This window comes from Geothermobacter hydrogeniphilus (genome assembly GCF_002093115.1).
Taxonomy (GTDB): Bacteria; Desulfobacterota; Desulfuromonadia; order Desulfuromonadales; family Geothermobacteraceae; genus Geothermobacter_A; species Geothermobacter_A hydrogeniphilus.
In genome coordinates this window covers 1-21,390 of the sequence record NZ_NAAD01000002.1, presented here as the reverse complement: position 1 = coordinate 21,390, position 21,390 = coordinate 1, and the positions used below count along the sequence as shown (strand labels likewise).

The window sequence follows — 21,390 nt, the reverse complement described above, 5'->3', positions numbered from 1 at the left end:
GATTGCCGGCTTGTCGTCGACTATCCCGGCGGAGGTGTCGCGGTGGGAGGCTGGTCGCCGGAGCAGGGTCGGCCGGTGCCGCAGAGGGCTTCGCGGGTGACATCGAACATTGATTCGATCAGGGAAACACGGACGCCTTCGGTATCGCCCGGTTCGAGTTCGGCCAATTGCTCGGCATTGCGGGCGGGAAACAGCACTGTTCGAACCCCGGCCCGCCGCGCGGCCAGCAGTTTTTCCTTGACCCCGCCGACCGGCAGGATGCGGCCGGAGAGGGTCAGTTCACCGGTCATGGCGACGTCGCGGCGGGCCGCTCGGCCGGTGAGCAGTGAAATCAGTGCCGCGGCCATGGTCACTCCGGCGGAGGGACCGTCCTTGGGGATGGCGCCGGCCGGAACATGGATATGCAGATCATGACAGCTGAAAAAATCCTCTTCGATGCTGAAACGGGCGGCATGTTCACGCACAAAGGAGAGGGCGGTCTGCGCCGATTCCTGCATCACTTCACCGAGATTTCCGGTCAGGGTAAAACCCTTTTCACCCTTCATGATCGCCGCTTCGACGAAGATGATGTCGCCGCCATGTTCGGTCCAGGCAAGGCCGGTGACGACGCCGACCCGGTCCTCTTCGCCAGCGACGTCGGTAAAATAGCTGCGGGCCCCCAGCAGTCGGCGGACCTGTTCGGAATCGATCCGGTCCATGGTTTTTTTCTTCCGGGCCAGATCGTGCGCCAGCTTGCGGCAGATCGCGGCAATCTTTCGTTCCAGTCCGCGCACGCCGGCTTCGCGGGTATAATCCTTGATAATCTGCAGCAGCGCCTGGCGGGTGAAGGTCAGTGGTTGTTCGGCCAGGCCATTCTCCTCTTTCTGTTTGGGTACCAGGTAGTCAACGGCAATCTGCAGTTTTTCCTCGTAACTGTAGCCGGCCAGGTTGATGACCTCCATCCGGTCCCTCAGGGGGCTCGGCACCGGGTCCATGATATTGGCGGTGGTGATGAACATCACCCGCGACAGGTCGAAGGGGACATCGAGATAATGGTCATTGAAGCTGTTGTTCTGCTCCGGGTCGAGCACTTCGAGCAGGGCTGAGGCGGGATCACCGCGGAAATCCTGGCCGATCTTGTCGATTTCGTCGAGCATAAAGACCGGGTTGTTGACTCCGGCCCGGCGGATTTCCTGGATGATCCGGCCGGGAAGGGCGCCGATATAGGTACGGCGATGGCCGCGGATTTCCGCTTCATCCTTCAATCCGCCGAGGGACAGGCGGATGAATTTGCGTTCCATCGCCCGGGCAATGGAACGTCCGAGGGAGGTTTTGCCGACGCCGGGTGGTCCGACGAAACAGAGAATTGCCCCGCGACTGTCGCTCTTCAGCGAACGCACGGCGAGATATTCAAGAATCCTCTCCTTGACATCCTTCAGGTCGTGATGGTCCCGGTTGAGAACCGTCTCGGCGTGGTCGAGGTCGAGGTTGTCGTGTGACGCGTGTTTCCAGGGCATGTCGCAGAGGAATTCGAGGTAGGTGCGGGCGACGGTGTATTCCGGTGACGAGGGGTTGATGTTTTCAAGGCGCTTGAATTCTCTACGGGCTGTGGCGTGGACCTCGGGCGGCATCTTCCGCGGATCAATTTTCTGCCGCAGGTTGTCGAGATCGTCCTGCCTCGGATCCTGGTCGCCGAGTTCCTTGCGGATCTGCTTCATCTGTTCACGCAGAAAATATTCCTTCTGGGTTTTACTCAGGTTGCGGGTCACCTCGGTCTGGATATCGCCCCTGACCTGGAGCCGTTGGACTTCGGTGGTCAGCCGCAGGTAGACTTCCTTGAGGCGGTCGAGGGGGTCGAGAATCTCCAGCAGTCGCTGTTGGGAAGCGATGTCGAGGTTGAGATAGACCGTCACCAGGTCGGCCAGACGCCCGGCGTCACCGATCTGGTCGATCATTTTCATCACGTCGCCGGGCAGCGGACGTCCGGCGGCAAGGGCGATTTTCAGCAATGCGTTGACACTCTGCACCAGTGTCTCGGTGACCAGGCCGCCGGTTTCTTCCTCTTCGACCAGGCGGATGCGGGCCAGCATCTGTGGTTGCTGGGCGACACAGGAGGAGAGATAGACACGCCGCAGGCCTTCGGCGGTCACCTTGCATCCGCCTTCGGGACTGCGAATCACCTGGCTGATGCGGCAGATGGTGGCGATTTTTGCCAGATCATCAAAGGCGGGCGGCTCGGTTTGGCTGAAACTGGTGGCCAGCACCAGCAGATTGTTATCCCGCAACGCGGTTTCGATCACACCGATCCTGGCGGCATCGATGTAGAGGGGCATGACCATGTGTGGGAACATGACCTGATCGCGCATCGGGAAAACCGCCAGCACTGTCGGCAGAGGTTGCAGGTCGGTCATGGGTCGTCCCTTCGGTTAACCGCCCCGGTGGGCAGTTCCCGGTTAAAGGAGTTGTTCCAACAGGAAAAGGATAACAGTGACCGGAACGCGGTCAAGGCGTTCTTTTGACAATTGTCCGGAGTGTGGTTAACTCAATTTGTTCAAGCGGTTAGCCTGATGGATGTCATTTCCGGGGAAGAGACTTGGCCATGAAACGAATTGCGGTATTGACCAGCGGCGGAGATTGCTCCGGAATGAACGCGGCTCTGCGGGCCGTGGTACGCACCGCCATGAACGAGGGGATCGAGGTGGTCGGCATTCATCGCGGGTTCAGGGGACTGATCGATCGTCAGTACGAGATCATGCAGAATCGTTCGGTCAGCAACATCCTGCAGCGGGGTGGGACCATCCTGCAGAGTGCCCGCTGCAAGGAGATGCTGACCGCGGCCGGACAGACTCTGGCGGCCGACACCCTGACCGGGCTCGGTGTTGAGGGGCTGGTGGTGATCGGTGGCGGCGGATCGTTGCGCGGGGCGCAGGCCCTGGCGGAGCGGGGAACGCAGGTGATCGGTATCCCGGCTTCCATCGACAACGACCTGTCGTTCACCGATATGTCCCTCGGTGTCGATACCGCGCTGAACAATATCCTCTACGCCGTCGACTGTCTGAAGGATACCGCCTCAAGTCATGATCGGACCTTTGTGGTCGAGTGCATGGGGCGCGACAGCGGCTACCTGGCCCTGGTTTCGGCGGTGGCGGTCGGTGCCGAATTCGCCATTATTCCGGAGCGGCCCTATGACCTTGAAGCGATCTGCGGCAATTTGCGGCAACGCTATCAGGAGGGACGCATCAATGCCATCATCATGGTCGCTGAAGGAGCCGGCACCGCCCACGATATTGCCGCGCAGATCCGGGGACGGATAGGTTTTGAAACCCGGGTCATGGTGCTCGGGCATTACCAGCGCGGTGGATCGCCGTCGGCTTTCGACCGCCTGCTGGCGGCCCGTTTCGGACTTGCCGCGGTGGAATCGCTGTTGGCCGGTGAATCCGGGAAAATGGTCGGTCTGAGCTGCTCTGACATTGCTCTGACCGACTTCGAACAGGTCCTGCAGGCCGGGATTCGGCCGATCGACCAGCTGATGGTCACGTTGGCGCATAAGCTCAGTTGAAACGGATTCAGGTTTTCAGCTTAAGAATTCAGCACTTTGAACCGATAAGCGTAACAAGGAGATGAATGTTTTTCACCCGTGACGCCCGGGTTCGTCAGATTGTTGAAAGGAGGGGTTCATGTCCACCGGTTTCGATGCCTTGTTTTCAGTTCTGCTGTTTGTTCTGCTGATGGTCTTTATGCGTCCGCTCCTCCGATATCTTGAAAAAGCCCACCCTGAGGAGGCCCCTGCCGACGGCGAGTTGTCGAGCTCGGTCGTGGAACAATCCGGCAACTTGCAGGACAATCTCCCGGAGGGATGATGACCTCACCCGCTGACCGCATTTCTGATCTCTTCTACTATCTCGCCGAAGATGACATGGCGCAGCTGATGAGTTATTTCCGGTTTCGGCATCTGCCCAAAGGAGAGATCTTGTGGCGGGAAGGAGAGCCGAGTGAGTTTATTGCTTTTGTCGTTTCCGGAAAACTCGAAGCGCGCAAGGAAACCGAGTTCAAGGGCAAACAGGTCATTATCGGCGTGATCAGTGATGGTTCCATCGTCGGTGATGCCGCCATCCTGGATCGTCGCCCGGTCGGAGCCACTGTCCTGGCGATGCAGGATTCCGCTCTGCTCTGCATCGCGGCCGATGATTTCGACCGCCTGCTTGAAGAACAACCGATCCTCGGCATGAAACTGCTCAAGAGCATGATGCTCATCATGTCAACCCGGATGCGGCATATGGCCGGCCGCCTGGCCGCCATCTTCTAGGGACACGGCCGAGCCAAAACGCCCATCTGCGTTGTTGTCCTTCCCCCGCGTCAACGACGTACCTTCCGGTACGCCTTATTCCGCGAGGGCGCGGACGCCTAGCATCTGGACATTTTTGCTCAGCCCGGGGAGTTGACTTTTCCCGATCCTCTGTCCTAACCCCCCGACCTTACATTGCATTTTTCGTTGGATATGTTCTAATGATGCAGAGGCTATCGTTGTTGACAGGGGAGGGTTCCTTTCTTGATTGAAACCATCCGGGATTTTTTCAAAACCGGGATCTGGCGGATCAAGCCTGAAGAATTGAGTTTCGGGCAACGGTTTCTGCTTCGTCTCGGCCAGGTCGCGGCGCGGGTCGGCCATGATTTCATCGCCGACCGCTGCCTGCTGCGTGCCTCGGCGCTGACCTATACCAGCCTGCTTTCTTTCATTCCCATGCTGGCGCTGATGTTTGCCGTTCTCAAGGGCCTGGGGGTGCAGAATCGGCTGGAGCCGGTTCTGCTTGAACATATTGCGGTCGGTTCGGAACAGGCTCTTTCCAAGATCATCGAGTACATCAACAATACCAATGTCGGTCGACTCGGCACCTTCGGCCTGGTTTTCCTGGTGTTGACCGTGCTGACCCTGCTGTCGAATATCGAGGACAGTTTCAACTCGATCTGGTACGTGCGCGAGACCCGTTCGCTGATGCGCCGTTTTTCCGATTATTTCTCGGTTGTTATTCTCGGCCCGATCTTTCTGGTGCTGGCGATCACCATGACCGCCACCCTCGAAGCCCAGGGGTTTGTTCTGCAGCTCAAGCAGATGGCCTATGTCGGCACCCTGGTGATCTTTCTCTTCAACGTGCTTCCCTATTTTGCCATGTGGGCCGCCTTCGCCTTCCTCTACATTTTCATGCCGAATATCAAGGTTTCGCTGCGGGCGGCCATGGTCGGCGGACTGGTCGGCGGCACCCTGTGGCAATTGACCCAGTGGGGGTATGTCAATTTCCAGGTCGGTGTGGCGCGTTACAATGCCATCTACGGCACCATGGCGGCCCTGCCGATCTTCATGGTCTGGCTCTATATTTCCTGGCTGATCGTGTTGCTTGGACTTGAGGTCAGCTATGCCTGGCAGAACCTGCGTTATCTGCGCCAGGAGCAGGCCGGAGGAGAGGAAAGTTTCGCCAACCGCGAGTTGCTTGCCCTGCGGATCATGCTGATTGTCGGTGACCGTTTCCAGAAGGGGGAAGCGCCCCCGGACCTGGGTGAGATCGCGGGGCAACTGTCGCTGGCGCCGCGTCTGACCCGCAGCATCGTCAATGACCTGGTCCGTCTGCGACTGCTCTCTGAGGTGAGTATCGGCGAGGATGTGAGCGGGTATCAGCCGGCCCGCGCGCTCAGTGCGCTGCCGGTTTTCGAACTGCTTAAAACCATCGAAGGAAATGGCGCACCGGTCAAGCAGGCACGTGAGAGTCATGACGAGCGGATCGTCGGCGAGATCGCCGACCGCCTCTATCGGGTCGGCAGCGAGGCGCTGGACGGTCTGACCCTGGCCGACCTGGTTGGACGTTATCAGCAGGAAACGGTGTCTGAGTCAACCTGATGAAGGCTTAAGGAGCCGTTTTCCCAGACGGCGTAGGAGTTCTGGCTGATCCAGTCGCCGAGGGCGACCAGTGTCCCTTGTTCAAGCTCTTTCTGGAACGGGACATGAAAATGGCCGGTGACAACATAGCGGGTCGGCCCGGTCAGCTGCTTTTCGGCATAGGCCGTGAGCAGCGCGGTCGGATCAAAGGCGCGTTTGCGGTCGTGGCTCTTTTCACTCTGGCGTCCCAGGGCGCGGCCGATGGCCCAGGTCAGATCCGGCGGTATCACCCTGATCAGGAACTGCACCAGCCCGCTGCGGAAGAAGGCCCGCAGCCGGCGATAGCCTTTATCCTCCGGGTTGATCAGGTCCCCGTGGGCGAGGTGGAAGCGCACGCCGTCCAGTTCGATGTCCCCTCCATCGGGGAGAATTCGGCAACCGAGGGTGTCGCGGAAAAAGGCGCCGAGATGGAAGTCGTGGTTTCCCTCGACAAAGATAATGTCGGTGCCGGACTGATGAAAGCGGTGCAGCAGTTCCAGCAGCGGCAGGTAGCGGGAAAAGACCACGTGTCGGTAGCCGACCCAGAATTCGAAGATATCGCCGAGCAGGACCAAGGTCCGCACCTGTCCCAGTTGCGTCTGGAGAAAACTCAGCAACCGCTGGTAGTTGGCGTCGCTCGGTTCGAGCAGGTGGGCATCGGCGAGAAACAGGTCTTTCATGCCGGGGACTATAGAAACTGGACTCAATTAAGTCAAGTAAACACCCAAAATAACACGGAAAGAACCATAGCTGCCGATGCTTGAATTTATTGCCGGATTTCATCCCGTCACCCAGGCCTTTCTGGCCACCCTGTTTACCTGGGCGATGACGGCCCTCGGCGCCGGGGTGGTCTATGTTCATCGGGCGCCCACACGCAAAATGCTTGACAGCATGCTCGGTTTTGCCGCCGGGGTGATGATCGCCGCCAGCTACTGGTCGCTGCTGGCGCCGGCCATCGAGATGTCTGAGCAACAGGGATGGCCGCCCTGGTTGCCGCCGGCGGTCGGGTTTCTGGCCGGAGGCGGGTTCCTGCGCCTGGTTGATCGTTTCATGCCGCACCTGCATATGAATTTCCCGCTCAGCCGGGCCGAGGGGGTTCCCACCCGGCTGCACCGGGTGACTCTGCTGGTCTTGGCCATCACCCTGCATAATATTCCCGAAGGGCTGGCGGTCGGGGTGGCCTTCGGTGCCGTGGGAGCCGGGTTCGATTCGGCCAGCCTGCCTTCGGCGATCGCCCTGGCACTGGGCATCGGCATCCAGAATTTTCCTGAAGGGCTGGCGGTTGCCGTGCCCCTGCGCCGGGAGGGGATTTCGGTTCATCGCAGTTTCATGGCCGGGCAGCTTTCCGGCATGGTTGAAATTGTTGCCGGTGTTATCGGGGCGGCGACGGTTGTTTATGCCGAACCCTTGCTGCCGTTTGCCCTGGCTTTCGCGGCCGGAGCGATGATTTTTGTTGTCGTCGAGGAGGTCATCCCCGAATCGCAGCAGGGGGACAATACCGATATCGCCACGCTGGGGGCGATGTTGGGGTTTACGGTGATGATGGTCCTCGACGTTGCTTTGGGGTAGGGGAGCGGTTCTTTTCCGCCAGCTCGGCGTTGGAGGATCAATCCCCTTGTGCGACGTAGCTGCCGCTACGCCTCCGCGGGCATTGACCCTCCGCCTTGATCTGACGAAAAACTCCTCGCTCCTGGAACGGTTGGGGTGGGGAGCGGTCGTTTTCCACCTTGATCGGAATCCCCCCTATGAAATAGGGGGGAAGCAAGCGTAGCGCAGCAGGGGGGTGTTGCCCCGCTGAGGAATGACAGACTTTTTACCCACAGAGCAGATTATGCTGAATCAGTTACATCCATGGTAACCATGGTAAGATTTCTGTGACATGAATCACAAACGACACCATCGACGAAAGGAACACCTGGCATGAATGACAAGAAGCAGCATGATGAGCAGGATGTTGGATTGTACGAGAAGCTGGCAGCCCGCACCGCAGAGTTGCTGGAAGAGGGCAGGAGAAGTCTCGATGAGGCGTTGAAAAAAGCCAAGGACGAGTTGAACAAGGCCGGAGAATTTTCCGCCGACAAGCTGGAAAAGATAGCCGAGTTCGTGCGTCGAGACATCAATGACAATGCCGCCAAAGCGACCGAAGCGGTCAGAAAAGCGGTTGATCCCCAGCGGGTCACGGTCGGGGTGCAGAGTGTTTTCGCCCGGATCCTGACCAGTGCCGCCGACGCTCTTTCTGATCTGGCGGAGAAGGCCGAGAAGAATCTTGAGTTCAAGACCGGCGAGGTGACCAGTGCCGGGAAGCTGGTCTGCAAGGATTGCGGCGCCGAGATGAATCTCAAGGCCACGGGACGGATTCCGCCCTGTCCCAAGTGTCACAAGACGGTATTCCGCAAGTCTTTCTGATCCGCCGCCGCCCCGCGGCCGGCTCTGACAGAGGGACAGGCTGACCCAAAATGTCCAGATGCAAGGCGCCCGCAACCCCGCGGCATAAGGCGTACCGGAAGGTACGTCGTTGACGCGGGGGGAAGGGCAACACCGCAGATGGGCGTTTTGGGTCAGCCTGTCTGCCAGGCCTGGTAGAAGAACAGGCTGACAACGATAATGGTCAGGGAAATGCCGGAAAATACCGCGCAGATTCCGGCCATGGTGAAGGCCACTCCCTTGTGGCGGGCACGCCAGCTCATCCAGGCGACAACCCCCGAGACGGCGGCGATGGGAATGGAAAAAAACAGGAAGAACAGCACGTCGCAACCTCTTTGTCTGAATCAGGCGTAATGATTCCGTGGGTCGGAACGATAACACATCCGGCTCCCTGGCAAAAGACCCCGGGTGCCGTCTCTGGTGCCGGGCGGGTTGTGAAACAGAGACCTGCGGAGGCAGCATGGCTGACAACGATTATTCGCCGGGTGTCCGTCGGTATGTTGAACAAGGGCGGCAGCAGCTTGCGGCCGCGGCCGCCGGACGGCGGAGGCTGCGGGGAATGAAGTTCGACACCCTGGCGGTTCACGGCTGCTACGGCATGGATGCCGCCCGGGAAAACCGGGGGAGCATCAACGAACCGCTCTATCTCAGTTCCGCGCAGCATTTTGAAAACAGTGACCACATGGAAGCGGCTCTGGCCTACCTGATGCCGTCCTGGACCTATTCCCGTATTGCCAACCCGACCCTGGGATACCTGGAAGAGACCCTTGCCCTGCTTGAAGGCTACGGGTTTCCCGGAGACGTTTCCGCCTGTGCCGTCGCTTCGGGCATGGCCGCGATTTTTCTCGCCACCAATCCCCTGCTTGCCGACCGGCGGCGGGGAGAAAAAATCAACCTGGTTGCCGGCAGCAAATGCTACGGTGGCACCTTCATGCTCTTCAGTGAGCGTTATGCCGCCGAGCGCGGCATCGATGTCCGCTGGGTCAGAAACCCCCTTGATCTGGACGAATGGCGTTCCCTGATCGATGATCGGACCCGCTTCGTTTTTGCCGAGATGCCCAGCAACCCCGGGCTGGCGGTCTGTGATATCGAGGCGTTGGCCGAACTGGCCCATGCCGTGGACGCACCGTTGATCGTCGATTCGACGGTTGCCACGCCGGCGCTTCTCAGGCCTCTCTGCCTGGGGGCGGATATCGTCGTGCAGTCGGTCAGCAAGAGCCTCAACACCGGAGGACTGGCCATCGCCGGCGCCGTTATCGCCCGCCATCAGATCCCCGCCAAGGTCGGGCCGCCTGAATTGCGGGCCAACTATGCCGGTTACCTGAAACTGCTGCCGGGACGGGATTTCGGTCCGGCGCTCAGCCCCTTCAACGCCCTGATGATTCTCAATGATCTGCGTACCCTGCGTGCCAAGATGGATCGCCTGAGCCGCAACGCCTTGCGGGTCGCGTGTTTCCTGCAGGATCACCCGCAGGTAGAACGGGTCAGCTATCCGGGCCTGGCCGGGGATCCGGGACACGCCCTGGCCTCACGCTATATGTGGCTGGCCGATGGTGAAGATGATTACGGTGAACCCGTCAACCGTTACGGCCACCTGCTGGCTTTCACCGTGCGCGGTGGTGTTGGCAGCGCAAGAAACATGTTCGATCGCCTGCGTCTGATCTGGAGGGCAACCGACCTTGGACGCATCAAGAGCATTGCCACCATTCCGGCGATCTCCACCCACCAGCAGCAGGGTGAGCAGGGACGTGATCTGGCCGGGATTGTCCCCAATCTGGTCCGTCTCAATGTCGGTGGTGAGCACCCTGATGATATTATTGCCGATCTCGACCAGGCCCTGGCGGGTGGGCCCCTGAATCCCTGATGGGAGGAATAGAAAAATGCCCTTTGTCAATATCAAGCTGACCACGGGGGTCAGTACGGAACAGAAGCAGGAATTGATCGCCGGCGTTACCGATCTGCTGGTGCGGGTGCTGAACAAGAATCCCGCCTCGACACATGTTGTCATCGAGGAGATCGACCCGGAAAACTGGGGGATACGTGGTGAGAGTGTCGCCCGGTTGCGGCAGCGAAAGGAACCTGGCGTTTCCGGCAGCTGATTCAGGCCAGCGCTCCGGCCAGTTCCACCGCTTCATCGTCGATCCGGCACAACAGCTTCTCCAGCATTGCCCGGTCCAGTCCCGTTGTCTGATTGATGCGGGTGGCCAGGGCGGACTTGTCGATCGGGCCGGGTGCGTCCGTGATCAGCGAGGCGATATGGATAGCGAGGTCCAGGCCGTTTTCCAGCGCGAGGTGATGACGACCGACATTTTCGATCAGCATGTCGGGGAAATCCCAGCGTTCGGCGATGCCGGCGCCGAGTTGCGGATGGGCGAGATCGAAATGATCCTTTTCCAGCCCGGCCAGGTCGGTTTCATTCGACTGCTGCCACAATTGGTAAAGTTTGCGGTAGGGGTCTCCCTTGAGGCTGGCCATGACCGGGACGCCCATATCCTGCAGTAGCCCGGCGGTAAAGGCTTCAGCCTGGGTCTGGGGATGCAGGATCTGGGCGAGACCGCGCGCCAGGGCGGCTCTTCTGGCGGCGGAAAGCCAGAAACTCTGCATGTCGAACCAGCCGGGAACCAGCCCCCGGTCGAGACTTTCCTTGACGCCGACGCTGAGAACCAGTGACTCGAGCCGTGAGCGCCCGAGCAGTGAGACCGCGTGTCGCAGGCTGCTGATCTTGTGGGAGAGGCCGAAGGCGACCGAGTTGACGGTGCGCAGCACCTTGACGTGCAGTCCGGGATCGACCTCCAGGTCGTCGGCAATATCCTGGATCGGTGCTTCCGGATTGCGCAGTTTGGACAATACGGTGATCACCGGTCCCGGAAAACTCGGCAGTTCATAGCCGTCGAGGATCCGGTCAATATCACGATTGTTTTTGCGGCGGCGCAGCAGTTTCAACATCCGGTCAGTCTCCTCGTCGTGCCAGTTTGTTGCTGAAAATGGAGAGCAGTCCCCCGAGCATGATGTAACCGATGGTCACTTCGGCCATGGCGACGATCTGCGCCGAGAGTCCCGCCGGGGTGACATCTCCGTAGCCGAGGGTGGTCAGGGTGACAACGCTGAAATAGAGGGGGGACAGCCAGGTGGCGTGATCGCCGTAGTTGACATCGGTCAGGGTGAACAGCCAGGCGAAGAAGAAGGCCTGCACGCCGATCCAGAAACACCAGCGGAGCATGCTGCGTCCGCAGTCGCAGGTCAGCCACCAGGGATAGTAGAGCAGGGCTGTCAGCCGGTTGTAGCTGCGGAATTCACGGATATAGTTCTGGTCGATGATTTCGCGCCGCATCAGGTAGGCTCCGGCGAAGTTGATGTCGCGGATATCGACGCCGACCCAGTTGGCGCGTTTGAATCCCTGCAACCGCCGCAGCCGGGCCCCCCGCAGGTCGGCATTGCTGAAGTTTGCGCCGCGGACGCAGGTCAGTGAAAGATCCGCCTGCTGCATGTCGGCTTCGCTCAGGTCGCAGTGGGTCAGGGTCGCTTCGCGGATACGGGCCTGGCGCAGATCAACGCAATGCAGGTTGGCGCCGCTAAGATTGGCGCGGCTGAAACTTGCTTCGTGCAGGTCGGCGCGGAACAGGCTGGCTTTTTCGAGCCGGGCCAGTCCGAACCCGGCTCGTCTCGCCCGGCAACCTTCGAGATTGGCTCCGCTCAGGTCGGCCCCGGCAAATTCGGCCCCTTCCAGGTTCGCTTCGGCAAGGTTGGCGCCGCTGAGGTTGGTCCTGAAGAAACGTGTTCCGGCGAGGTTGGCCCCGCTGAGGTCGATGCCGGCCAGGTTGCGACCGGAAAAGTCCCTGCCGGACAGGTCCACACCGGGCAACAGGTCGCCCGGTTGCGGGTCGACGATCGCTTCATGGGTGGAAAGAACAGGGGCCTGATTCATGAGTGATGGATCTCCTGGAATTCATATGACTCTGATCAACATTTCGACCGGCGGAGTGATTTTCTTTACCCGGATCGGTGCCGACAGGGCGGTCCGGTTCCAGCAGCTTCAACTCACAGGGTCCTCACGGTCTGCAACCCCGGTGGCGGATATGAGGCGGACATGGGAAGGTGCATAGAGTGCAGAATTCTGCTAGATTGGAACTGGTTCCCGAACCGGTGATGGCCACGTCGCCTCAGGGAACTGATTGCAGTCGACCGTCAGCATGTGCAGGAAAACGTTTCTCATGAGTGAGCATTTCGAAGATTTTTTTGCTGAGGAACCGGAGGAAACCCTCTACCTGGTTCAGGAGGCTCTTGATCGCGGCGACAATGCCGTAGCCCTTGACCTGGCCGAGGCGTACCTGGAAGATCAGCCCCTCTGTGTCGAGGCGATGAATCATTGCGCTGTTGCCGCCGCCAACCTCGGAGATCATCGCAAAGCCCTGGCGCTCTACCGCAAGGCCCTCCAGCTTGATCCGCGCAACGGGGCCATTCATCACAACTATGGTGTCCTGGCCGAACAGCTGGGTCGTTACCGTGAGGCCTATGAACACCTGTGGCGGTCTCTGGAGCTGCAGCCCGATTTTCCCGAAGCCTATATCAATCTCGGCAATGTGCTGGATGAACTGGATCGTACCGAGGAGGCCCTGCAGATGTATCTGCGGGCCTTGCACCGCCTGCCCGAATCACCCGATATCCTCTACAACATCGGTTATGCCCTGAACCGCCTGCAACGGCATGGGGAAGCCGGTGACTATTTCGACCGGGCCCTGCGGTTGGCTCCTGACGATCACGCCTGCCACAATGGTCGCGGTTATGCCCTGGCCGGACTGGGGCGGGATGAGGAGGCTCTTGTCTGCTATGACGAGGCGATCGCCCGTGATCCGGAAATCGCTTCCTATCATTACAATCGTGGGCTTTCCCTGGTGCGGTTGCAGCGTCAGGATGAGGCGCTGCAGGCCTTTTCCCGGGTACTGGAGCTGGATGGCGGATTCTTCGAGGCCTATGTCGAACGAGCTCATCTGCTGGCTGCCAGGGGAGAGTTGACGAAGGCCCTGGAGGATCTGGCGGCGGCGGAACGCATCGACCCTGACAGCCCCGACCCGAGTTTTTACCGGGCGATGGTTTTGGAACGCCGGGGAGATGTGTCCGGCGCCCTGGCGGCACTCGAAGAAAGTTTGCGGCTTGATCCTGAATCTCTCTTCATCCTCAACAACAAGGGGAACCTGTTGATGGATATGGGACGCCTGGATGAAGCCCTGGAGTGCTTTGATTCAATCCTGGAACGCACCGATCGTTACCCGCTCGCTCTCTACAACCGTGCCTGCGTCATGGCTCTGAAGGGCAAGGTCCGCGAGGCGGTAAAGATGCTCGGCCAGGCCGTGGAGCAGGATGCCCATTTCCTCGAAGATGCCCTGGACGATCCCGATTTCGACGGTATCCGTCAGGTGCCTTCCTTTGCCCGCCTGATCAGGAGATACGAGGCCCCGTGAATTCATCCGTGAGATTGCCGGTGCAGGGTATGCGTTGCGGTAAGTGCGTTGCCCGTCTGACCGATATCCTTCAGCAGCAGCCGGGAGTTGAACAGGTCGATGTTGATCTCGCCGCCGCCTGCGCCCGCCTCCAGTACGACCCGCGGCAGACCGATCCGGAACGCCTGGCGGCGGTGGTTGTGGAGGCCGGTTTCCGGGTTGAAGAGGCGCCATCCGAAGAATCTCCGGCGGCTGAGCCCGACCGGGAAAGCGGGCCCCCGGACGGGCCCGCGACCGAATCGATTCAGTTGCCCCTCTACGGTATGAGCTGCAGCAACTGCGCCGGCTCAATCGAAAAAGGGGTCAGTCGGATTGCCGGGGTCCTTTCAGCCGAGGTCAATTTTGCTCTTGAAAGCCTGTCCGTAGAGTGGAATCCGGCGGAGGTTGATGTCGCCGATATCCGCGCGGTCATTCGTGAGCTGGGATTCCGGGCCGGACAGCCGGCCACCATGACCCGTCCCGGTGAGCTCAGCTTCGCTGTCAGCGGCATGCACTGTGCCAGTTGCGCCCGTACCATTGAGGATAAACTCTCCACGCTTTCCGGCATGCGCCGGGTCCGGGTCAACCTGGCGGATGATTCGGCCCGTGTCGATTTTGATCCGCGGCAGCTGTCCGCAGAGGAGATTCTCGAAGCGGTACGCCAGGCCGGTTATACACCGGTCGTTGATGACAGCGACGAACGTCAGGCTGGGGAGGATCGCCGTCAGTTGCAGTGGCTGCTGTTTTCCGCCGCCCTGTCGCTGCCGATCATGCCGCTGATGTGGTTCCCGCCGTTCGGGGCCGGTACCCTTTACCTGATCGCCCTGCTTTCCAGCCTGGTGCAGTTCAGTGCCGGCCTGACCTTTTATCGCGGTGCCTGGCATTCGTTGCGCAATCGGTCAAGCAACATGGATGTCCTGGTTGCTCTCGGCATCAGTGCCGCCTACGGTTATTCACTGCTTTCCCTGTTCGGCCTGCTGGGAGCGGACAGCCCGGTCTTTTTCGAAACCAGCGCCATGCTGATCACTTTTATCCGTTTCGGCAAATGGCTCGAATCCCGGGCCAAGGGCAAGGCCGGCAGGGCTCTGCGCGAGCTGCTCGACCTTCAGCCGCAGCAGGCGCGCCTGCTGGTCAAGGAACGTGAGAAGGAAATCCCGGCGGCGCTGGTTGAAGTCGGGGACCTGCTGGTGGTCAAGGCCGGGGAAAAGATCCCGGTTGATGGCGTCGTGGTGGAAGGGGAGGCGGCGGTTGACGAGTCGTTGCTGACCGGTGAATCGGTGCCGGCCGCCAAGGGGCCGGGTGATGTCGTGACCGGCGGCACGATCAGTCGCAACGGCAGGCTGCTGGTGGAAGCGAAACGGGTCGGTGCTGAGACCGCTCTGGCCCAGATTGTCGCCCTGGTGTCCGCCGCCCAGGCGGACAAGGCGCCGATTCAGCGGCTGGCTGACCGGGTCTCCAATATCTTCGTACCGACGGTGGTCGCTCTGTCGGTGCTGACTTTTCTGGGCTGGTATTTTGTTTTCGACGCCGGTTTTCTGTTCGCCTTCCAGACTTCCGTCGCGGTGCTGGTCATTGCCTGTCCCTGTGCCCTCGGCCTGGCGACCCCGACGGCTATCATGGTTGGCAGCGCGGTCGGTCTGAAGGCCGGGATCCTGTTCAAAAAGGCTTCGGTGCTGGAAAATATCTCCCGGCTGGAGGTCATTCTGCTTGACAAGACCGGCACTCTCACCAGCGGGGATTTCGCTGTCGCCGAGGTTCGTGCCGCGGCGGAAAGTGATGAAAACGAACTGCTGCGGATTGCTGCCAGTCTTGAGTCCGCCAGCAATCATCCCCTGGCCGCAGCGGTGGTGCGGCGGGCCGAAGAGGCGGGTCTGTCCCTCTCCGCGGTGACCGAGGTCATGGAACGCGGCGGGCACGGCCTGGTTGGGCGGATTGAGGGACGATCGGTCGCCGCCGGAAACGCGCAACTGATGCGGCAGCAGGAGGTCGCGGTCGAAACTTGGTCAACCCTGGGGGAAGAGTGGTCCTCTGCCGGCAGGTCACTGATCTACGTTGCCCGTGACGGCCGTCTGCTCGGGCTGCTGGGGTTGGCCGACAGTCTCAAGACTGATTCGGTGGCCGCTGTCAGCGCGCTTCGCCGCCTCGGGCTGAAGACTGTCCTGCTGACCGGCGACCGTCGCGAGGTGGCCGAAACGGTTGCCGAACAGGTCGGGGTCGACGCTGTCGAGGCTGAGGTTCGCCCTGATCAGAAACTGGATGTCGTTCGTCGTTACCAGCAGCAGGGCGCGCAGGTCGGTATGGTCGGGGATGGCATCAACGACGCTCCGGCGCTGGCGGCGGCCGATGTTGGCATCGCCGTCGGCGGCGGCACCGACGTCGCCAAGGAAACCGGCGACCTGGTGCTGGTGCGCGGCGCGGTCCGGGATGTCGAACGCGCCATCCGTCTGGGGCGGAAGACGCTGAACAAAATCCGCCAGAACCTGTTCTGGGCCTTTTTCTACAACCTGGTCGGCATCCCCCTTGCGGCCGGGGTCTTCTATCCACTCTTCGGCTGGCTGCTGCGTCCGGAGTTCGCCGGCCTGGCGATGGCCTTTTCCAGTGTTTCGGTGGTCAGCAACAGCCTGTTGCTGAAACGTTATGCCCGCCGCCTGGAGAATGACTCTTGAGTCGCCGCCTGCTGGTCGGAGTCATCGGCGCCGGCAGCATCGATGTCGCCGGCGCGGCACTGGCCGAGGAGATCGGCCGTCGTCTGGCTGAATCCGGGGCGGTGCTGGTCTGTGGCGGGCTCGGCGGAGTCATGGCCGCCGCCTGTCGCGGCGCCGCCGGGGCCGGTGGGGAGACCATCGGGTTGCTGCCCGGCAGTGATGCCGACAGTGCCAACAACGACGTTTCAATCGCCCTGCCGACCGGACTGGGACACGCGCGCAACGTGATGATCGCCCAGGTGAGTCGGGTTCTGATTGCCGTTGAAGGGGAGTATGGTACCCTTTCCGAGATAGCCATCGGGCTGAAGTTGGGAAAACCGGTTGTCGTCTTCGGCCGTTGGGCCGACCTGACGGGGGTCCACCGGGTCGAGACCGCCGCTGAAGCTGTCGAGCTGGCTCTGCGTCTGGCCGTTGAATCGCGGCCGGCTGATTTGAACCTGTCCTGATCAGGTTCATGATGTGGATGAACCTGAAGCATCAGGTTGAAGGGAAGAACGCTGGATCTGACACGTTCGAAAGAATTTTCCGGCCAGTTTCTTGACTGGGTGCGGGGCAAGGGGAATGTGCTGATTGTCGCCCATGACAATCCCGATCCCGATTCCCTGGCAGGGGCCATGGCCCTGAAGCACCTGCTGCTCAAGACCACCGGTCAGGATGCCACCATCACCTACGGCGGTATCATCGGCCGGGGTGAGAACCGCACCATGGCCGAACTGCTGGAAATCGACACGGTTCATTTCGACCATATCGACCTTGATTCCTTCCAGGTCATCTGTCTGGTCGATACCCAGCCGGGTACCGGCAACAATTCCTTCCCGGAAGACCGCACCGTTCACCTGGTGATCGATCATCATCCGATCCGTGATGTCTGCTCAACCTGCCGCTGGGTCGATATCCGTGAAAACTTCGGAGCCTCCGCGACTATCCTGCTTGAATACCTGCTGGCCAACGACATCAGTTTCGGCACCAAGCTGGCGACCATTCTTTTCTATGCCATCAAGTCCGAGACCCAGGACCTCGGTCGTGACTGGGTCAAGGCTGACCGGGAGGCCTATCTCTACCTGCTTCCCCTGGCCAATAACCGCATCCTCTACCACATCACCCATCCCAAGGTGCCTCGTCAGTATTTTTTTTCCTACAACCGGGCGATTGAAAACTCACGCCTTTTCGACGATGTGCTGGTTTTCAACCTTTATGCCATTGACAACCCGGATATTGTCGCCGAAATGGCCGACTTTCTGTTGCGCATGGAAGGCGTCGAGGTGGTTCTCGGCATGGGGCAGTACCAGGGGGAGGAAGTCGTTTCCCTGCGTACCAGTCAGCCGGAGATCATTGCCGGTGAGGCGATTCGGGTGGTTTTGAACGGGCTTGGAACCGCCGGCGGACACCACACCACAGCCGGCGGTCAGATCAAGCCGATGGTCGGCAAACAGGCGGTGCAGCGGGAGCTGGAAAACAGCCTGACCCGGAGGCTGCTTGAGTACCTGGGACGGAAGCCGGGCAGGGGCAGGCCTCTGATCCAGTCGTAGGAACGTCGGGCGGCAGCGGCGTTGACAGTCCCGTGCGGGCCAAGGTATAACCAACCGGTCCAGCTCCAGGATTCAGACCCGTAAATACACCCTTCCAGTTGTGGGCAAAGCATGTCAAGCCGGATTCAGCTCCTTATCCTTTCAATCCTGTTCCTCTGTCTGTCCAGTCCCGGCTATGCCGCGGTTGAGATTGCCTGGAGCGGGCAAAAGCCGAAACTGATCAGCGAGGTCTACAATCGTGACGGTGTCGCCTATCTGGCCATCGACGATGTCATGCGGGCGCTGCGGCTGAAGGGTCGCTGGTATTCTGTCGATCACCGCTACCGTTTCCGGACACCGATGGGCAGGGCCTCTCTTTTTCCGGGGGGAACCTATCTGCGGGTCGGTGACCAGTTTATTCCGCTGGATCATCCGCCTCGTTTCATCGACGGCCGGTTGCGTGTTCCCGAAGATTTTGTCCTTGTCCAGCTTCCCGCCCTGACCGGAAATTCTGTTTATTATCGCAATCTCAATCCGGTCGGTGAAGTCAAGTCGCCAGGTGACGAAAGTGCCCTTGACCAGTTGTTCGCTTTTTTGCTGCGCAAGAAAAACCGGCAGGAAGTCAGTCATCTGCGTGCAATCGCCATCGATGTCGGGCACGGTGGAAGCGATAGCGGCGTGATCGGGCTTACCGGCGTCAAGGAAAAGGATGTGGTCCTTGAGTTCGCCGGGCAGCTTGAGAGGCTGATCAAGATGCGTCTCGGCATTCCGGTTTACCTGAGCCGGGATGGTGATTATACCCTGGACCGGAAACATCGGTTGCAGGCGGTTTCCAAGCCAGATGTCGATGCCTACCTGATTCTTCATGCCCAGGGGCATTTCACTCCCGCCGCCCACGGTGTTGAGCTTTATGTGCGTCCGGTCGCGGCGACGGCTGACGACAGGTTGCGGGCCGGGGATGTGGATGACAGCACCCGTCTGGCGCTCGATGCCCGCCAGGCGCTGCTCGATGAAGGTTTTACCGTGGCGGAGGTTCATTCGGCCAACCTGCTGCCCCTCGGCCGGGGAGATCTGCCGACCGTAATGATTGAACTCGGATACCTGACCAATACCGATGACCTGGCCCTTCTCAGGGATGGCGAAGCGCGGCAGATGCTGGCGGAGGCCATCTTCGACGGGTTGAAAAAATACGATGATGATACGAGGAGTAAGAAGTGACGGATGGAATAACGCGCTGTGATAAACGTGACGTTGACCAGCTTCGCGAGGTCGATTTCGAGCTTGGTTTCAATCGTTATGCCGAAGGTTCGGTGCTGGTCAGTTTCGGTGCCACCCAGGTGCTGTGCAATGCCACTGTCGAAGAAAAAGTTCCACCGTTCATGCGCGGTGAGGGACGTGGTTGGGTGACGGCGGAATATGCCATGTTGCCGCGTGCCACCCACAGCCGCTCGGCGCGTGAATCGGTGCGCGGTAGAATCGGCGGACGGACCCATGAAATTCAACGTCTTATCGGTCGTTCACTGCGGGCCGTGGTTGACCTCAACCTGCTCGGGGAGAGGACCATCCAGATCGACTGCGATGTCCTGCAGGCGGATGGAGGTACCCGCACCGCCTCGATTACCGGGGCCTATGTCGCGCTGGTGACCGCGCTGCGCAAGCTGCAGCGTGAAGGGTTGCTCAGCGAAGATCCCCTGCGTGACAGTGTTGCCGCGGTCAGTGTCGGCATCGTTGCCGGTGTGCCGATGCTTGATCTCTGCTATGAGGAAGATGCCCGGGCCGATGTTGACATGAACTTCGTTGTGACCGGCAACGGGAAGTTTGTCGAAGTTCAGGGGACTGCCGAGACGGAGCCTTTCAGTGTCGACCAGTTGCGGCAGCTGCAGGAATTGGCCCTAGCCGGTTGCCGCCGCCTGGGTGAATTGCAGGCCGAGGCCCTGGGGGATCGATTGTGAAATTGGTGGTCGCGACCGGGAATGCCGGTAAGCTGAAGGAAATCCGCCGGTTGCTCGCCGATCGGGCGATCGAGGTTTTGAGCCTGGCCGATTTCGACAATCTGCCCGAGATTGTTGAAGACGGTGAAACCTTCGCCGCGAATGCCGAGAAAAAAGCCCGTGTCATCGCCGAGGCCACCGGTCTGCTGACCCTGGCGGATGATTCCGGGTTGACCGTGGCTGCCCTGAACGGGGCTCCCGGAGTGCGTTCGGCGCGTTTCGCCGGAGATAATGCCGGTGACGTCGACAATAACCGGAAGCTGCTGAATGAATTACAGGGTGTTGCGGGCGACCGGCGTCAGGCTGCCTTTGTCTGCGCCATGGTCCTTTGTTCGCCGACGGGTGACTGTCGCTGTTTTGATGGTAGACTCGAAGGAAGGATTCTTGAAGAACCGCGAGGCCATGGCGGATTCGGTTATGACCCCCTGTTCTGGGTCGATGAGCAGGAAGCGACACTGGCTGAACTGCCCCTCGACATCAAAAATCGTATCAGTCACCGGGGACAGGCATTACGAGCCCTGATCGACAGCCTCTGAAACCAGTTGGCAGGATGGAAGACAAACGAATGCGATACCCCCTTTTGCGGGCCGGGTTGCTGCTCTGCCTGTTGTTGCTGCTGAGCGGATGTGAACAGTTTCTGCCGGCATCCCAGAAACAGATGCGGGAGGCGATCAAGGCCGGGGAACAGGCGGAGCGCTCCGAGGAGAAGGCCTGGGCCCTGGTGCTGCGTATGGAGGAGTTGGAGCGGCGGATGGAAAAAATGTCGCAGCGGATGAAACAGGCGACCGACCGTGCCGAAGCCGCTGCCGACCGGGCGGAAAAGGCCGTTGCGAAATTGGAGAAGAAGAGCCGGACAATCAACGCCGAGGCCAGGGCCGCGGCCGACGAGGCCCGCAAACAGGCGATACGGGCTGCTGACGAAGTCAGCCGCATTGAAGACCAGGAGGGCCGGGCCCTGCAGCAGGTGCTGGAGTTTTTGCGGGAGCTCGGCTACAAACCCTGACGGTGTACTGCGAGGGCGGCCGATACGCACGCATCTGCTGCGTTGCTCGCCCCTTTCGTCGCTGCGACGTAGCTGCCGCTACGCCTCACTCCTTCAGGTGTGAGACGCCTTGCATCTACGCACGTCTCGACCGCCTCGGAACTTTTCGTGGGGGGCGGCTGAAAAGCACGCATCTGCTGCGTTGCTCGCTCCTTTCGTCGCTGCGACGTAGCTGCCGCTACGCCTCACTCCTCCAGGCGCGAGGCGCCTTGCATCTGGGCACTTTTGAGCCGCCTCGGAACTTTTCGTGGGGGTCGGTAAATTGTGTTGCGTAATCCGCGCATGTGATTTTTACTACTTTCTCGAACCTCGAACCTCGAACCTCGAACCTCGAACCTCGAACCTCGAACCTCGAA

The 21,390-nt window shown here is 60.3% G+C and carries 21 protein-coding genes; 16 read left to right on the top strand and 5 right to left on the bottom strand.

Annotation, left to right across the window (positions count from 1 at the left end):
- Positions 1 to 20: 20 nt before the first annotated feature.
- Complete coding sequence (gene lon / locus B5V00_RS01975; protein ID WP_085009001.1) at positions 21 to 2,390, bottom strand: endopeptidase La; 2,370 nt, start codon at positions 2,388 to 2,390, stop codon at positions 21 to 23.
- A 188-nt stretch (positions 2,391 to 2,578) separates the two neighbouring features.
- Between lon and pfkA the strand changes: the two genes are divergently transcribed.
- From pfkA to B5V00_RS01955, 4 genes are all read left to right on the top strand, one after another.
- Positions 2,579 to 3,538, top strand: coding sequence for a 6-phosphofructokinase (pfkA, locus tag B5V00_RS01970; protein ID WP_085008999.1), 960 nt, complete (start codon positions 2,579 to 2,581; stop codon positions 3,536 to 3,538).
- A 118-nt stretch (positions 3,539 to 3,656) separates the two neighbouring features.
- Positions 3,657 to 3,839: a hypothetical protein gene (locus B5V00_RS01965; protein WP_085008997.1), complete on the top strand. Its 183-nt coding sequence runs from the start codon at positions 3,657 to 3,659 to the stop codon at positions 3,837 to 3,839.
- Positions 3,839 to 4,285: a Crp/Fnr family transcriptional regulator gene (locus B5V00_RS01960; RefSeq protein ID WP_172399580.1), complete on the top strand. Its 447-nt coding sequence runs from the start codon at positions 3,839 to 3,841 to the stop codon at positions 4,283 to 4,285. Before B5V00_RS01965 ends, B5V00_RS01960 begins: the two co-directional genes overlap by 1 nt.
- 243 nt (positions 4,286 to 4,528) lie before the next feature.
- A complete protein-coding gene (locus B5V00_RS01955) occupies positions 4,529 to 5,869 on the top strand; it encodes a YhjD/YihY/BrkB family envelope integrity protein (RefSeq protein WP_085008993.1) in 1,341 nt (446 codons plus the stop codon).
- On the opposite strand, the gene B5V00_RS01950 is transcribed toward B5V00_RS01955, so the two are convergent.
- Positions 5,839 to 6,567 carry a UDP-2,3-diacylglucosamine diphosphatase gene (locus B5V00_RS01950; protein WP_085008991.1) on the bottom strand — a complete coding sequence of 243 codons (729 nt, stop codon included), beginning with the start codon at positions 6,565 to 6,567 and terminating at the stop codon, positions 5,839 to 5,841. The two genes, B5V00_RS01955 and B5V00_RS01950, sit on opposite strands and share 31 nt — an antisense overlap.
- A 76-nt stretch (positions 6,568 to 6,643) precedes the next feature.
- Here B5V00_RS01950 and B5V00_RS01945 point away from each other — a divergent pair, with 76 nt between their 5' ends.
- Together B5V00_RS01945 and B5V00_RS01940 are read left to right on the top strand one after the other, a co-directional pair.
- Positions 6,644 to 7,456 (top strand): ZIP family metal transporter, encoded by an 813-nt coding sequence (locus B5V00_RS01945; RefSeq protein ID WP_085008989.1) that lies wholly within the window; start codon positions 6,644 to 6,646, stop codon positions 7,454 to 7,456.
- 351 nt (positions 7,457 to 7,807) lie between these two features.
- Positions 7,808 to 8,293: a zinc ribbon-containing protein gene (locus tag B5V00_RS01940; RefSeq protein ID WP_085008987.1), complete on the top strand. Its 486-nt coding sequence runs from the start codon at positions 7,808 to 7,810 to the stop codon at positions 8,291 to 8,293.
- Between the two features lie 152 nt (positions 8,294 to 8,445).
- On the opposite strand, the gene B5V00_RS01935 is transcribed toward B5V00_RS01940, so the two are convergent.
- Positions 8,446 to 8,634 carry a hypothetical protein gene (locus B5V00_RS01935; RefSeq protein ID WP_085008985.1) on the bottom strand — a complete coding sequence of 63 codons (189 nt, stop codon included), beginning with the start codon at positions 8,632 to 8,634 and terminating at the stop codon, positions 8,446 to 8,448.
- A 137-nt stretch (positions 8,635 to 8,771) separates the two neighbouring features.
- Here B5V00_RS01935 and B5V00_RS01930 point away from each other — a divergent pair, with 137 nt between their 5' ends.
- The gene (locus B5V00_RS01930; protein WP_085008983.1) at positions 8,772 to 10,175 is read left to right on the top strand and encodes a PLP-dependent transferase; all 1,404 of its coding nucleotides are present in this window, start codon (positions 8,772 to 8,774) and stop codon (positions 10,173 to 10,175) included.
- 16 nt (positions 10,176 to 10,191) lie between these two features.
- Positions 10,192 to 10,410: a tautomerase family protein gene (locus B5V00_RS01925; protein WP_085008981.1), complete on the top strand. Its 219-nt coding sequence runs from the start codon at positions 10,192 to 10,194 to the stop codon at positions 10,408 to 10,410.
- A gap of 1 nt (position 10,411) precedes the next feature.
- Here B5V00_RS01925 and B5V00_RS01920 read toward each other — a convergent pair whose 3' ends face one another.
- Together B5V00_RS01920 and B5V00_RS01915 are read right to left on the bottom strand one after the other, a co-directional pair.
- Positions 10,412 to 11,257, bottom strand: coding sequence for an HDOD domain-containing protein (locus B5V00_RS01920; protein ID WP_085008979.1), 846 nt, complete (start codon positions 11,255 to 11,257; stop codon positions 10,412 to 10,414).
- Between the two features lie 4 nt (positions 11,258 to 11,261).
- Positions 11,262 to 12,236 (bottom strand): pentapeptide repeat-containing protein, encoded by a 975-nt coding sequence (locus B5V00_RS01915; protein ID WP_085008977.1) that lies wholly within the window; start codon positions 12,234 to 12,236, stop codon positions 11,262 to 11,264.
- Positions 12,237 to 12,522: 286 nt separating this feature from the next.
- On the opposite strand from B5V00_RS01915, the gene B5V00_RS01910 reads away from it, so the two are divergent.
- The 8 genes from B5V00_RS01910 to B5V00_RS01875 all read left to right on the top strand — a co-directional run bounded on the left by B5V00_RS01910 (position 12,523) and on the right by B5V00_RS01875 (position 20,995).
- Positions 12,523 to 13,770 (top strand): tetratricopeptide repeat protein, encoded by a 1,248-nt coding sequence (locus tag B5V00_RS01910; RefSeq protein ID WP_172399579.1) that lies wholly within the window; start codon positions 12,523 to 12,525, stop codon positions 13,768 to 13,770.
- Entirely contained in the window at positions 13,767 to 16,454 is a 2,688-nt protein-coding gene (locus B5V00_RS01905; RefSeq protein WP_216355446.1) for a heavy metal translocating P-type ATPase, read from the top strand. Before B5V00_RS01910 ends, B5V00_RS01905 begins: the two co-directional genes overlap by 4 nt.
- Positions 16,451 to 16,939, top strand: a complete 489-nt coding sequence (locus tag B5V00_RS01900; RefSeq protein ID WP_085008973.1) for a TIGR00725 family protein — start codon at positions 16,451 to 16,453, stop codon at positions 16,937 to 16,939. The genes B5V00_RS01905 and B5V00_RS01900 overlap by 4 nt, the downstream gene beginning before the upstream one ends.
- Positions 16,940 to 16,975: 36 nt before the next feature.
- Positions 16,976 to 18,022, top strand: a complete 1,047-nt coding sequence (locus B5V00_RS01895; protein WP_139800618.1) for a DHH family phosphoesterase — start codon at positions 16,976 to 16,978, stop codon at positions 18,020 to 18,022.
- A gap of 111 nt (positions 18,023 to 18,133) precedes the next feature.
- Positions 18,134 to 19,219, top strand: a complete 1,086-nt coding sequence (locus tag B5V00_RS01890; RefSeq protein WP_085008971.1) for an N-acetylmuramoyl-L-alanine amidase — start codon at positions 18,134 to 18,136, stop codon at positions 19,217 to 19,219.
- Complete coding sequence (gene rph / locus B5V00_RS01885) at positions 19,216 to 19,953, top strand: ribonuclease PH (protein WP_281249622.1); 738 nt, start codon at positions 19,216 to 19,218, stop codon at positions 19,951 to 19,953. Before B5V00_RS01890 ends, rph begins: the two co-directional genes overlap by 4 nt.
- Positions 19,947 to 20,528 carry an XTP/dITP diphosphatase gene (locus tag B5V00_RS01880; protein WP_085008968.1) on the top strand — a complete coding sequence of 194 codons (582 nt, stop codon included), beginning with the start codon at positions 19,947 to 19,949 and terminating at the stop codon, positions 20,526 to 20,528. Before rph ends, B5V00_RS01880 begins: the two co-directional genes overlap by 7 nt.
- Before the next feature lie 29 nt (positions 20,529 to 20,557).
- Positions 20,558 to 20,995 carry a hypothetical protein gene (locus B5V00_RS01875; protein WP_085008966.1) on the top strand — a complete coding sequence of 146 codons (438 nt, stop codon included), beginning with the start codon at positions 20,558 to 20,560 and terminating at the stop codon, positions 20,993 to 20,995.
- Positions 20,996 to 21,390: the final 395 nt, after the last annotated feature.

Excerpts from the sequence above, each read along its gene's own strand:
- B5V00_RS01965 (WP_085008997.1), top strand. The coding sequence starts at position 3,657 with ATGTCCACCGGTTTCGATGCCTTGTTTTCAGTTCTGCTGTTTGTTCTG.
- B5V00_RS01915 (WP_085008977.1), bottom strand. The coding sequence starts at position 12,236 with ATGAATCAGGCCCCTGTTCTTTCCACCCATGAAGCGATCGTCGACCCG.
- B5V00_RS01890 (WP_085008971.1), top strand. The coding sequence starts at position 18,134 with ATGTCAAGCCGGATTCAGCTCCTTATCCTTTCAATCCTGTTCCTCTGT.
- B5V00_RS01945 (WP_085008989.1), top strand. The coding sequence starts at position 6,644 with ATGCTTGAATTTATTGCCGGATTTCATCCCGTCACCCAGGCCTTTCTG.
- B5V00_RS01910 (WP_172399579.1), top strand. The coding sequence starts at position 12,523 with ATGAGTGAGCATTTCGAAGATTTTTTTGCTGAGGAACCGGAGGAAACC.
- B5V00_RS01875 (WP_085008966.1), top strand. The coding sequence starts at position 20,558 with ATGCGATACCCCCTTTTGCGGGCCGGGTTGCTGCTCTGCCTGTTGTTG.
- B5V00_RS01920 (WP_085008979.1), bottom strand. The coding sequence starts at position 11,257 with ATGTTGAAACTGCTGCGCCGCCGCAAAAACAATCGTGATATTGACCGG.
- pfkA (WP_085008999.1), top strand. The coding sequence starts at position 2,579 with ATGAAACGAATTGCGGTATTGACCAGCGGCGGAGATTGCTCCGGAATG.
- B5V00_RS01930 (WP_085008983.1), top strand. The coding sequence starts at position 8,772 with ATGGCTGACAACGATTATTCGCCGGGTGTCCGTCGGTATGTTGAACAA.
- B5V00_RS01950 (WP_085008991.1), bottom strand. The coding sequence starts at position 6,567 with ATGAAAGACCTGTTTCTCGCCGATGCCCACCTGCTCGAACCGAGCGAC.
- B5V00_RS01960 (WP_172399580.1), top strand. The coding sequence starts at position 3,839 with ATGACCTCACCCGCTGACCGCATTTCTGATCTCTTCTACTATCTCGCC.
- B5V00_RS01940 (WP_085008987.1), top strand. The coding sequence starts at position 7,808 with ATGAATGACAAGAAGCAGCATGATGAGCAGGATGTTGGATTGTACGAG.
- B5V00_RS01925 (WP_085008981.1), top strand. The coding sequence starts at position 10,192 with ATGCCCTTTGTCAATATCAAGCTGACCACGGGGGTCAGTACGGAACAG.
- lon (WP_085009001.1), bottom strand. The coding sequence starts at position 2,390 with ATGACCGACCTGCAACCTCTGCCGACAGTGCTGGCGGTTTTCCCGATG.